Here is an 11,400-nt window from a genome sequence, read left to right on the forward strand (position 1 = left end):
CATGCGTTCATCGCGATAGCAGAACCAGATCGGAACGCAGACGGCCTGAGTCCGACAATTCGGCTTCGATGGCGGCGTGGAGCTGCTTCCAGATCGGTACGGCCTCAGCCAGCACGGCCCTGCCGGCCGGTGTCAGCGACAGCAGGCGGATCCGTCGGTCCGCCTCGTCATGGCTGGTCTCGACGAGTTCGCGGCGCTCCAGCGGCTTGAGGTTTGCGGTCAGCGTCGTCCGGTCCATCGCCAGCAAGCCGGCGACGCTGCCGAGGCTTGGCGGCTTGGGGCGGTTCAGCGACATCAGCAGCGAGAATTGGCCGCTGCTGATGCCGACAGGTTTCAGCGCGAGATCGAAGCGCCGTGCGAGCGCGCGGGCCGCCCGTTGTGCGTGAAGGCACAGACAGGCATCGCGCACCAGGAGCGTCGTCTCAAAAGAGGGTTCGGTTTCAGCGCGCATCGGGTGGGTTGACATGAGGATACTATATAGGTTGATATCAACTAAATAAAGCGAGGATCGAGCGAGACCCGTGCCGATCGGCAGCGACGCTTGGATCGAAGAGGGGCTTGGATCGAGCCAGGCCTCGGATCGAACAGGGGTTCAGAACCAACAGGGAGAAGACCATGAAGATCGTGACCAGCTTGAGCTTTCAGGGGCAATGCCGCGAGGCCTTCGAATTCTATGCGACGGTTCTCGGCGGCAAGATCACCGCTGCATTTCCTTATGGCGACGCGCCTCCCGGCATGCCGATCACCGACGAGAAGTACAAGAACTGGCTGATGCATTGCTGGCTGGAGGTCGGCGATCAGGCCCTGATGGGCGCCGATATGGATGCCGCCTGGGCGCCCAACATCGAAAAGCCGAAGAACGGCTTCGACGTCACCCTGCACAGCACGGACACGGCGCAAGCGCAGCGTTGGTTCGAGCAGCTCTCCGCCGGCGGCAAGGCGGTCATGCCTTTCGGCGAGACCTTCTGGTCACCGGGCTTCGGCTCGCTGATCGACAAATTCGGCATCCCCTGGATGGTCAACACCATTCCATCAGCCGATTGGAAGCCGCAGGGCTGACGCATGCGGAGGGCGCAGCTCGATGCCGGCTCGGACCGATCCCTCATGCATCATCAGGAGATCAGCATGGACCGTCCCTATCGATGGGTGATCGTCGCCGCCGGCGGCTTGCTGGGCTGCGCGGCGGTCGGGGCGATGTTCTCGCTGCCCGTCTTCCTGCGGCCGATGGCGCAGGATACGGGCTGGTCGGTGACCGGCATTTCCACGGCCATGACGATCGGCTTTCTCGCCATGGCGGCCGCCAGCATGGTCTGGGGCGGCCTCTCCGACAAGTTCGGGCCGCGCCCCGTGGTCCTGGCCGGATCGATCGTGCTCGCTTCGAGCCTTGCCCTCGCCAGCCGGGCCAGTTCGCTCGTCGAATTCCAGCTGCTGTTCGGCCTGCTGGTCGGGGCGGCGACGGCGGCGGTCTTCGCGCCGATGATGGCCTGCGTCACCGGCTGGTTCGATACGCAGCGCGGCCTGGCGGTCTCGCTGGTTTCCGCGGGCATGGGCATGGCCCCGATGACCATGGCCCCGCTCGCGGCCTGGCTGGTCACGATCCACAACTGGCGTGGCGCCATGCTGATCATCGCCGGCATCGCGGCTGCGCTGATGATCCCGGCGGCGCTGCTGGTGCGCCGGCCGCCGGTGCAGGATGAGCCGGCCCAGACCTCCAGCGACGCGGCGGAGCCTGGCATGACGCTTGGCCAGGCGGTGCGCTCGCCGCAATTCATCACCCTGATGCTGGCGAATTTCTTCTGTTGCGCCACGCATTCCGGGCCGATCTTCCACACCGTGGCCTATGCCGTGACCTGCGGCATCCCGATGGTCGCGGCCGTCTCGATCTATAGCGTCGAAGGCCTGGCCGGCATGTTCGGCCGTATCGGCTTCGGCTTTGCTGGGGACCGGCTCGGGGCGCAGCGAGTCCTCGTCGCGGGGCTGCTGGCCCAGGCCTTCGGCGTGCTCGCCTATGCCTTCGCAGGCCAGCTCGGCGGCTTCTATGCGGTGGCCGTGCTGGTCGGCTTCATCTACGCCGGCACGATGCCGCTCTACGCCGTGATCATCCGCGAGAATTTCCCGCAGAGGATGATGGGCACGATCATCGGTGGAACCGCGATGGCCGGCAGCCTCGGCATGTCGACGGGGCCTGTGCTCGGCGGCTGGATCTACGACAATTTCGGGAGCTATGCGCCGCTCTACGTCGCCTCCTGGGGCCTGGGTCTGGCGGCGACGCTGATCCTCGCCACCTTCAGGCCGTTCCCGGCAAGATCGCCGCTGCAGATCGCCACGGCTTGATGGCGCTGCACGGGCAAGACGGGCGCCTGGGTGGAGACAGGCGCCTGGCGACCTGACCTCAGAAGACGATGGCTGGGGAGACAAGGCCGGAATTCGGCTTCAAAGCGAAAGGACGCATCATGGCTAAGAACACGATCTGTCTCTGGTACGACAAGGACGCCGAGGCTGCGGCCCGCTTCTACGCGCAGACCTTCCCCGACAGCGCGGTCGGCGCCGTCCACCGTGCCCCGAGCGACTACCCGTCCGGCAAGGCGGGCGATGTGCTGACGGTCGAATTCACGATTGCCGGCGTCGCGTGTCTGGGCCTCAATGGCGGCCCCGCCTTCAAGCACAACGAAGCCTTCTCGTTCCAGATCGCAACCGACGACCAGGCCGAGACCGACCGCTATTGGAATGCAATCGTCGGCAATGGCGGCCAGGAGAGCGCCTGCGGCTGGTGCAAGGACAAATGGGGGGTTTCCTGGCAGATCACGCCGCGCGCCCTGACCGACGCCATGGCGGCTGGCGGCGACGAGGCCAAGCGCGCATTCGACGTCATGATGACCATGGGGAAAATCGATGTCGCCGCGATCGAGGCGGCGCGGCGCGGTTGAGGCTCCGTCGCGCCTGGCGGCCGGATTGCCGCCGGAGCGTATCCGGCCTCCAGCCATGCCGGTGGTTTGCTGTGGCGGCACATCGTTCCGGCTCGACGCAAGGACCGGACGGTGAGGCGTCGCCGGGAAGCGGATATGCGCAGCCTGACTCGCCCTGTCATCCGCTTGAACCGGCGGCGACGCGGCGGCCTGGTTCAGGCCGCGCGCCCCGCGGCCCCCTCGACGACGACATAAGGCAGTTCGCCCTCCAGCACCTCGACCCGGGCGCGCACGCCATAGACATCGGCAAGCAGCGCCGGTGTCACGATCTCGCGCGGCGCGCCCAGCGCCACCAGCCGCGAGCGCGCCAGCACCATGACGCGGTCGGCGAAGCGCAGCGCCTGATTGAGGTCGTGGATCGAGATCAGCACCAGCATGCCGCGCTCGCGGGCCAGCCGCTGCACCAGCGAGAGAACCTCGAACTGGCGGTGGAGATCGAGCGCGCTGGTCGGCTCGTCCAGCAGCAGGATGTCGGGCTCGCGCGCCAGCGTCTGGGCAATCGAGACCAGCTGGCGCTGGCCGCCTGAGAGCTCGCCCAGCCCGCGAAAGGCAAGGTCCTCGATCTCGAGTTCGCGCAGCACCGTGTCGATGCGCTTCAGCTCATCGTCGCTGACCGACCAGGAGCCGCCCTGCTTGAAGGCGAGCAGGATCGATTCATAGACGGTGAGCACGGCATTCACCGCCGTGTCCTGAGGCAGGTAGCAGGCGCTCGGCCGGCTGCGGCCCGCCACCGGGCTGCGACCTTCTATCGCGACCTCGCCGACGCCGGCGATCAGCCCGGCGATGCGCCGGAACAGGCTCGACTTGCCGGCCGCGTTGGGCCCGACCACGGCGACGACTTCGCCGCCGGCGAGCACGGGCGTGGTGATCCCTTCCAGGACGCGGCGGCGGCCATAGGACACACCGACGCCGTCGAGCCTGAGCGTCACCATGACCGTTTCCTGCTCGTCATGATCAGGCTGAAGAAGAACGGCACGCCGATCAGCGCGGTCACGATGCTGATCGGGAAGATCAGGCCCGGGATCAGCGATTTCGAGACGACCGAGGAGGCCGAGAGGATCGCCGCGCCCGCCAGCGCCGAGGCCGGCACGAAGAAGCGCTGGTCCTCGCCGATCACCATGCGCGCGATATGAGGGCCGACGAGGCCTATGAAGCCGATCGTGCCGACGAAGGAGACCGGGACAGCAGCAAGCAGGCTGACGAGCAGCATGATCTCGAGCCGCAGCCGCTTGACGTTGATGCCGAAGCTCGCCGCCTTGTCGTCGCCGAGCCTGAGCGTCGTCAGCGCCCAGGCGCGATGGAAGAAGAAGGGCAGGCTCAGGGCAAACACGCCGGCGGTGATGGCGAGCTTGTTCCAGCTCGCCTTGGTCAGCGAGCCCATCATCCAGAACACCACCGCGCCGAGCGCCTGCTCGGAGGCGAAGAACTGGAGCAGTGCGAGCAAGGCGTTGAAGGTGAAGACCAGCGCGATGCCGAGCAGGATCACGGTCTCGGTGGTGACGCCGCGCGCCTGGCTCAGAAGATGGATCAGCAGCGCCGCGCCCATCGCCACGATGAAGGCGTTGATCGAGACGATATAGTCGGCCGCGATCGGCAGCAGGCCGACGCCGAAGACGAGCGCGAGCGCAGCGCCAAAACTCGCCGCCGCCGAGATGCCGAGCGTGAACGGGCTGGCGAGCGGGTTGTTCAGGATGGTCTGCATCTGCGCGCCCGCCACCGCGAGCGAAGCGCCGGTGACGACCGCCATCAGCGCGACCGGCAGCCGGATATCCCAGATCACCACCCGCAGCGCGGCCGGCACGCCCGTGGGGTCGAACAGCGCCTGGAGCACCTGGCTGGCGCTGTAGCGCGCCGGGCCCAGCATCAGGTCGACGACGAAGCTCGCCAGCAGCAGCCCGAACAGCCCAAGCAGGATCAGGCGCCGGCGGAATGTCAGGGCGCGATAGGCGAAGCGCGCCTGCATCGCGTCCCGGGCAACGGTTACGGTCATTGCCCCAGCCTGCTCTCGACCGTGACCCAGTAGCCGGGCTCATAGGGCAGCGGCAGGAAGCGCTCATGCAGCGTCTTCAGCGTCGCAGCCGCATCGATATCCTTGAACAGTTCGGGATGCAGCCATGTCGCGATCTCCTGGATCGCCACGAACTGATAGGGGCTGTTGTAGAACTGATGCCAGATCGCGTGGACACGCCCGTTCCTGACGGCTTGCGTCTGCACGAAGGCAGGGCGTTTGGCGAGCGCGGCGAGCCGGCGGCGCGCTTCGGAAAGATCGCTGCCCGGCCCGAGCCCGACCCAGGCGCCGTTGGGCACATAGGCGCTCCAATTGCCGCCGGTCACGATCACCACCTCGGGATTGGCCGCGACGACCGCTTCCGCGTTGACGGTGCCGAAGGTGCCGGGGATCAGGTCGGCGGCGAGATTCCTGCCGCCGGCGATCTCGACCATCTTGCCGAAATTCTCGTTGCCGAAGGACATGCAGCAATCGTCGGAATAGCCGCCGGCGCGCTCGATCATCACGACGGGCTTCTTCAGGTTCGGCGCCTTGGCCAGCCGCTGCGTGATGCGGGCGATCTCGGCCGCGCGGAAGGCGATAAAGTCCTCCGCGATCGCCTCCTTGCCGAAGAGCTTGCCGATCAGGCGCATCGAGGGCTCGGTGTTCTGGAACGGCTTCTCGCGGAAATCGACATAGACCACCGGGATGCCGACCGCGGCGAGCTTCTCGACCAGGCTCGCCTCGTCGCTGGCGATCTTCGCCTCGACATTGAGGAGGAGCACGTCGGGCTTGAGGGCGATCGCCTGCTCGATGTCGAAGGCGCCCTCCTTCATGCCGCCGAAGGTCGGGAGCTTCGCGATCCCGGGATAGCGCGCGAGATAGGCCTTGTAGTTGTCGGGATCGGCCTTCGGCAGGTCGTCGCGCCAGCCGACGACGCGCTTGAACGGCTCGTCCCGATCCAGCGCGGCGACGAAATACATCTGCCGCCCCTCGCCCAGGATGACGCGCCGGACCGGCGTCTCGACCTCGACCTTGCGGCCGAGAACGTCGGTGACCGCGACCTTCTCGGCCCGAGCCGGCGAGATCGCGACCAGCAGCGCTGCGGCAAGGCTGAGAGCGCCAAGAATACTGCGGAGAGAAAACATCAGAAAGCCCTTCGGGGAAGTCTCGGGCTCGTATGTCTGGACCTGTATAGGGTCAAGATTTATCTTTTTGAATTTGTCTAAACAAAGATATCATCGCGATCCAGAGCCATGGAATCTATGCGCACTCCGGCCGGATTCCACACTTGCCCGGACCAGTGCTTTCGTGCTCTGCAAACTGCCATCGACGTGACGGGCACCCCAGCCATGACAGCCTTGCATCATAATCTCAGCCTGAAGGACGAGATCCGCGACTATTGGTCGATGCGCTCGGAGAGCTTCGACAGCCAGCCCGGCCACGAGATCTTCTCGGCCGATGAGCGGCGGGCCTGGCTTGCGCTGTTCGCGCGCCATCTCGGCGAAACGAAGGGTGGCAAGGCGCTCGACCTCGCCAGCGGCACAGGCGTGATTTCGCTGTTGCTGGCGGAGCTGGGCTATAGCGTGACGGGGCTCGACCTCTCCGAGGCGATGCTCGCCCGGGCCCGCGCCAAGACCGCGGGCAAGCCGATCCGCCTCTATGCCGGCGACGCCGAAGACACGCTCGAAGCCGATGGCAGCTATGACGTGGTGGCGACGCGCCATCTGGTCTGGACGCTGCCGAATCCGCCCGCCTCCTTCCGCGAATGGTTCCGCGTCCTCAAGCCCGGCGGCAGGGTCGCGATCGTCGATGTCGACATGACCAATCCACGCCCGGGCAATGGCAGGGTGCTGCGCCTGCTCGCAAGGCTAGCAAAGCGCTTCGCGAAGCTGCCGCCGCCGTCGGCGCACGCCGCCCTCCACGCCGACATCGTCTCGCGGGTCTATTTCGCCAGGGGCTGCCGTCCCGAAGAGGTCGCAAGGCTGCTCGGCGAGGCGGGCTTCGTCGACATCCGGATCGACCGCGACCTGCATGCGATCCATCGCGCGCAAGGCCGCTTCATGCCGCTGCACCAGCGGCTGGAACGTGCCAGCCAGGACCGTTTCCTGGTTTCCGCCCGCAAGCCCGGCTGACAGGGCAAGCCGCGCGAAATCGGCGCTGGCCTGGCCCTTCACGGCGCAGGCTTGTCGCCGTTTCGCCTCCCGTCGAGCCCGACCCAGTAACCGGGCCGATAGGGCAGCGGCAGGAAGCGCTCATGGAGTTGGCGCAGCGTCTCCTCCGGATCGAGATCGGCGAAGAGTGCGGGATGGAGCCAGCTTGCGATCCGCTGGATCGCCACGAACTGGTAGGGGTTGTTGTAGAACTGGTGCCAGATGGCATAGACGCGACCATTCGCGACGGCCGCTATATGCCTGAAGGCCGGGCGCATCGCGAGAGCGTCGAGCTTGCGCCGGGCTTCATCGAGATCGGCTCCCGGTCCCAGGCCGACCCAGCCTCCCCCGGGAGCAAGCGCGCCCCAATTGCCGCCGGTCGCGATGACGACCTCGGGATTGCGGGCGATGATCGTTTCCGGATTGATCGTCCCGAAGGTCCCCGACAGCAATTCGCTGCCGAGATTGGTGCCGCCGGCGATCTCGACCATCTTGCCGAAGTTCTCCGGTCCGAAAGTCATGCAGCAATCGTCGGAATAGCCGGGTATCCGGTCGAGCATCACCAGCGGCCGCCTGAGATCCTGCGCCTTCGCCAGCCGCTCGGTCACCCGCGCGATCTCGCTCGCACGAAACGCGATCAAGGCCTCGGCGACCTCCGAGCGGCCGAAGAGCTGCCCCATCAGCCGCATCGAAGGCTCGGTGTTGCGGAACGGCGCATGGCGAAAATCGATGTAGACGACCGGAACGCCGACAGCGGCGAGCTTTTCGATGAGCTGCGTCTCCTCCCCGGCGCGCTGCGCCTCGACATTCAGGAAGACCACGTCCGGCTTCAGCGAGACGGCCTTTTCGATGTCGAAGCCGCCCTGGCCCGCCGCACCGAATTTGGGCAATGCGGCGATCTCAGGGTACTGGGCGAGATAGGCCCGGTAGGTGTCCGGATCGGCCTTCCCAAGATCGTCCCCCCAGCCGATCACGCGGCGGAATGGAGCCTCGCGATCGAGCGCAGCGACGATGTGGATCTGCCGCCCTTCGCCAAGCAGCACCCGCTCGACCGGCACCGTCACTTTGACATTGCGCCCCAGCACATCCGTCACCGTGACCTGCTCTGCACGGGCAGCCGCGGTGCAGAGGGCAAAGCTCAGCGACAGCAGGATGGACCGCGCCATGAGCGCGGCCCAGGCGATGGGGCCCAGCCGGCGCATGCGCCGGCCGATGGCTGGCCCCCTCACCCTCACACACCGTTTGGAAACTCCCTGAGCCCTCATCCTGAGGAGCCATTCCGTTTGGAATGGCGTCTCGAAGGATGCTTCAGGAGGCTCCAGAACCATCTGGAGCATCCTTCGAGACGCCGCTGCGCGGCTCCTCAGGATGAGGGCTCGAATTTCCAAACGAGCTCTCACAGGTCGACCGACATGGACAGGCGATAAGTCCGCGGTGCGCCGAGATAGAAGGTCCCGAAGGAGGCGACGCTCGACCAGTATTTTTCCGCCGTGACGTTCTGGACGGAGGCCCGGAAGGTCGTCTTGCGGCCGGCGATCTCGGTGGCGTAGCGCGCGCCGATATCGAGCCGCGCCCAGTCCGGCAGGGATTGGGTGTTGGCGGCGTCGATATACTGCTTGCCGGTATAGACCAGCGTGCCCGTCAGCGTCAGGCCCTTGAGCCAGGGCACGTCCCATTCGGCGCCGAGATTGAATTGGGTCGAGGGCACACCGATCGGATCGTTGCCGCGATTGGCGACGACGGCCGTCTTGGTCAGCTTGCCGTCGAGCAAAGCGAGCCCGCCCAGGAGCCGCAGCCCGGCAGCGACCTCGCCATAGACATTGAATTCGAGCCCGCGAACGCGCTGCTCGCCACCAACGACGAAGAGATTGCCGTTGAGCTCCCCGCTCGGCTTGGTGATCTGGAAGCCGGCAAGCGTCGCGCCGAAGCTGCCATATTGCAGCTTCGCCCCGGCCTCGTACTGCTTCGTCCGGTAGGGGGCGAAGGTCTCTCCGGCATTGCTGGCGGTGTTGGGGGCGATGTCGCCTCGGCTCAGCCCCTCGATGTAGTTGGCATAGAGCGACAGGTTCTGGTGAGGCCGCAGGACGAGGCCGACCAGAGGGGTCGTCGCGCTCTCGTCATAGGATGAGGTCGCCGCGCCGGTCGTCGTCGAATAATTGGTGGATTGGACCGACTGCCTGCGGACACCGAGCGTCAGGGCGACACGCTCGTCCAGCACGGACAGCGTATCGGCCAGAGCCACGCTCGTCAGGTCGCTGTCCGAGAGCCTGATGCGGGGGGCGCGCGTCGCGAATTGCGGTGCCGTCAGGGCCGGAGCATAGATGTTCGAGGCGAAGGCGCGCCCGGTGGTCAGGGCCCGGTCGGTCTCCTCGCGGTAGTAGGAGGCCTGGAAGGTCAGCGCATGCTTGACGAAGCCCGTATCGAAACGGGCGCGGATGCCGGCGTCATAGGTCTGCCGGGCGATCGTCATGTCGAAATATTGCGGCGCCTGGGTGGTGTCGCCGTTCAGATTGAGAATCGTGGGCAAAGGCGAATTGGCGAAGAAGCGGTTGACCCGCGTCCGCGAGCCGCCGGCATTGGCGAACAGGGTTACATTGTCGGTGAGATCGTACTCGTTCTTGATCAGCGCCGAACTATCGTCGACCTGCGAGAACTCCCAGGGCTGGATCATGTTGCGGGCGCCATTGGGCGCCTTCGGCACCGGAATGCCCGCGCTCATCCTGTAGGGGCGCGACGGCGCATCCCAGCTGTCGCGCTGCGCCAGCACATAGACCCAGCTCCTGAAGCGCTCGCCCTGATAGTCCAGCGCCAGGGAGCCGATCCCCGTGGTGTTGCGCTGGTTGTCGATCGCCGTGTCGCCGCCGCGCAGGCTGCCGTTGACGCGCACGCCGAATTCGCGCGCCGCCCCGTAGCGCCGGGCGACATCGAAGGTGGCGCCGCCATGCGCTTTTGAGGAAAGCTCCGTTCCCACACGCGTCAGATCGGCCTCGGCGCGCTTCGGCACGATGTTGATGACGCCGCCGATGCCGCCATTGGGCGCAATGCCGCTCAGCGCAGCAGTGGGCCCTTTGAGGACCTCGATGCGTTCGGCGTAGTCGGTGAAGACACGATAGTTCGGCGCCACGCCGAAAACCCCGTCGAAGGCGATCTCGCCGCTATTGCCCTCTCCCACCGGGAAGCCGCGGATGTTGAAGGATTCGACGATGCCGCCGGTCGGATGAGAACTGCGCACCGAGGGGTCGAGGATCAGCGCGTCGGCGACCGTGGAGGCCTGCAGATTTGCGATCAGCTCGGCCGTATAGCTCGTCATGTTGAAGGGTGATTTGAGGGTCTCGGCATTGCCGAGCAGGCCAAGCCGCCCGCCCTGCGCCACCTGCCCTCCGGCGAAAGCCGGCGGAACCGCGCCCGGTTTCGCCGGGCCGTCCACGACGATCTCGTCAAGCTGCAGCGCCCCTGCGCCTCGCTCCTGGGCCCAGGCTGCGGCCGGGGCGACACCGAGGCCTACGCTCGCCAGAAGCATCGACGCCAGCCCGCGCGTCCGGCGGCCCCGGACATGCCGGCAGGCGGCGGCCTCTGTGGGCGGAACATGGTTGAGCTTCATGACAATCTCTCGGAAACAGGGCGCGCCGGGCGCGTCCACAAATGGACAACCTCGTCGCCGCTTATCGTTTCCGAAAGTAATTATCGTCAATATCGCTCGTATACCTGGAATTCAATTCGGCCGTAATGTGCCTAATTGGCAACTATTACTTTTTAATTATTATAATATATTTTCTACTCGCAGAAAATACTCGCCCTTCATCGGAACAAACGAAGACCGAAGCGGCATTGTAACGCACTGGGATCCTCGCTTGCCCCGAGCTTCGACATGCTGTCGATGTCAATTTCTAGAAGCAGGGTTCTAAAAATGAGAGGCAGACCGAACGCTCAGACTGCGGAGCGATGTTCCGGCTCCCGCGCGGCCGCGATCTCGTGGCAGGTTCACGCGTCGAGGCTTGAACCTGGCTGCCCCCGGTGCAGAGGTTCGCGGCGTCGAGACAGGCGCAAGAGCGGCAGCCGGGCGTCCCTGGGTAGCGGGGATTTGCGCTCCGGCTGATGCGGCGGCATGCTGGCGGTCCATGGCTGAAACAGGCGAAGCGTCCTGGCGTTTTTCGAAACGTCGTGGATCTCTTCGAAGTGTCCTGAAACTCTTCGAAACCGATTCAGGAATTCGCGCTAACCCGTTGCGATTGTGGCGATGCGAGCCACTCGGAACTCACAATGGCAGCGCATCGCGACAGGCGTCCTGTGGATC

The 11,400-nt window shown here is 65.7% G+C and carries 10 protein-coding genes; 4 read left to right on the forward strand and 6 right to left on the reverse strand.

Translation table 11 applies throughout. The annotated features are described in order from the left end of the window. Positions 1–7 precede the first annotated feature (7 nt). A complete protein-coding gene (locus CYD53_RS11310) occupies positions 8–451 on the reverse strand; it encodes a MarR family winged helix-turn-helix transcriptional regulator (RefSeq protein ID WP_103718188.1) in 444 nt (147 codons plus the stop codon). A gap of 164 nt (positions 452–615) precedes the next feature. On the opposite strand from CYD53_RS11310, the gene CYD53_RS11315 reads away from it, so the two are divergent. The 3 genes from CYD53_RS11315 to CYD53_RS11325 all read left to right on the forward strand — a co-directional run bounded on the left by CYD53_RS11315 (position 616) and on the right by CYD53_RS11325 (position 2,927). Next, the gene (locus tag CYD53_RS11315) at positions 616–1,059 is read left to right on the forward strand and encodes a VOC family protein (protein ID WP_103718189.1); all 444 of its coding nucleotides are present in this window, start codon (positions 616–618) and stop codon (positions 1,057–1,059) included. A gap of 66 nt (positions 1,060–1,125) precedes the next feature. Then, positions 1,126–2,334 carry an MFS transporter gene (locus CYD53_RS11320; protein WP_103718311.1) on the forward strand — a complete coding sequence of 403 codons (1,209 nt, stop codon included), beginning with the start codon at positions 1,126–1,128 and terminating at the stop codon, positions 2,332–2,334. Positions 2,335–2,453: 119 nt separating this feature from the next. Then, positions 2,454–2,927 carry a VOC family protein gene (locus CYD53_RS11325; RefSeq protein WP_103718312.1) on the forward strand — a complete coding sequence of 158 codons (474 nt, stop codon included), beginning with the start codon at positions 2,454–2,456 and terminating at the stop codon, positions 2,925–2,927. A gap of 194 nt (positions 2,928–3,121) precedes the next feature. Here the strand turns inward: CYD53_RS11325 and CYD53_RS11330 are convergent, their stop codons facing one another. Genes CYD53_RS11330 through CYD53_RS11340 form a run of 3 tightly spaced genes read right to left on the reverse strand, consistent with a single transcriptional unit; the run spans position 3,122 to position 6,101 of the window. Next, positions 3,122–3,898, reverse strand: coding sequence for an ABC transporter ATP-binding protein (locus CYD53_RS11330; RefSeq protein WP_103718190.1), 777 nt, complete (start codon positions 3,896–3,898; stop codon positions 3,122–3,124). Further along, positions 3,892–4,956 carry a FecCD family ABC transporter permease gene (locus tag CYD53_RS11335; RefSeq protein ID WP_210202327.1) on the reverse strand — a complete coding sequence of 355 codons (1,065 nt, stop codon included), beginning with the start codon at positions 4,954–4,956 and terminating at the stop codon, positions 3,892–3,894. Before CYD53_RS11335 ends, CYD53_RS11330 begins: the two co-directional genes overlap by 7 nt. Beyond that, positions 4,953–6,101: an ABC transporter substrate-binding protein gene (locus CYD53_RS11340; RefSeq protein ID WP_103718192.1), complete on the reverse strand. Its 1,149-nt coding sequence runs from the start codon at positions 6,099–6,101 to the stop codon at positions 4,953–4,955. Before CYD53_RS11340 ends, CYD53_RS11335 begins: the two co-directional genes overlap by 4 nt. A 204-nt stretch (positions 6,102–6,305) precedes the next feature. On the opposite strand from CYD53_RS11340, the gene CYD53_RS11345 reads away from it, so the two are divergent. Further along, entirely contained in the window at positions 6,306–7,088 is a 783-nt protein-coding gene (locus tag CYD53_RS11345) for a class I SAM-dependent methyltransferase (protein ID WP_103718193.1), read from the forward strand. Positions 7,089–7,126: 38 nt separating this feature from the next. Here the strand turns inward: CYD53_RS11345 and CYD53_RS11350 are convergent, their stop codons facing one another. After that, positions 7,127–8,272, reverse strand: a complete 1,146-nt coding sequence (locus CYD53_RS11350) for an ABC transporter substrate-binding protein (RefSeq protein ID WP_210202328.1) — start codon at positions 8,270–8,272, stop codon at positions 7,127–7,129. A 230-nt stretch (positions 8,273–8,502) separates the two neighbouring features. Further along, a complete protein-coding gene (locus tag CYD53_RS11355; protein ID WP_425428285.1) occupies positions 8,503–10,626 on the reverse strand; it encodes a TonB-dependent receptor in 2,124 nt (707 codons plus the stop codon). Positions 10,627–11,400 lie beyond the last annotated feature (774 nt).

Origin of the sequence: Allobosea psychrotolerans (assembly GCF_002917105.1) — a bacterium.
GTDB lineage: Bacteria > Pseudomonadota > Alphaproteobacteria > Rhizobiales > Beijerinckiaceae > Allobosea > Allobosea psychrotolerans.

Excerpts from the sequence above, each read along its gene's own strand:
- CYD53_RS11310 (WP_103718188.1), bottom strand. The coding sequence starts at position 451 with ATGCGCGCTGAAACCGAACCCTCTTTTGAGACGACGCTCCTGGTGCGC.
- CYD53_RS11315 (WP_103718189.1), top strand. The coding sequence starts at position 616 with ATGAAGATCGTGACCAGCTTGAGCTTTCAGGGGCAATGCCGCGAGGCC.
- CYD53_RS11320 (WP_103718311.1), top strand. The coding sequence starts at position 1,126 with ATGGACCGTCCCTATCGATGGGTGATCGTCGCCGCCGGCGGCTTGCTG.
- CYD53_RS11325 (WP_103718312.1), top strand. The coding sequence starts at position 2,454 with ATGGCTAAGAACACGATCTGTCTCTGGTACGACAAGGACGCCGAGGCT.
- CYD53_RS11330 (WP_103718190.1), bottom strand. The coding sequence starts at position 3,898 with ATGGTGACGCTCAGGCTCGACGGCGTCGGTGTGTCCTATGGCCGCCGC.
- CYD53_RS11335 (WP_210202327.1), bottom strand. The coding sequence starts at position 4,956 with ATGACCGTAACCGTTGCCCGGGACGCGATGCAGGCGCGCTTCGCCTAT.
- CYD53_RS11340 (WP_103718192.1), bottom strand. The coding sequence starts at position 6,101 with ATGTTTTCTCTCCGCAGTATTCTTGGCGCTCTCAGCCTTGCCGCAGCG.
- CYD53_RS11345 (WP_103718193.1), top strand. The coding sequence starts at position 6,306 with ATGACAGCCTTGCATCATAATCTCAGCCTGAAGGACGAGATCCGCGAC.
- CYD53_RS11350 (WP_210202328.1), bottom strand. The coding sequence starts at position 8,272 with ATGGCGCGGTCCATCCTGCTGTCGCTGAGCTTTGCCCTCTGCACCGCG.
- CYD53_RS11355 (WP_425428285.1), bottom strand. The coding sequence starts at position 10,626 with ATGCTTCTGGCGAGCGTAGGCCTCGGTGTCGCCCCGGCCGCAGCCTGG.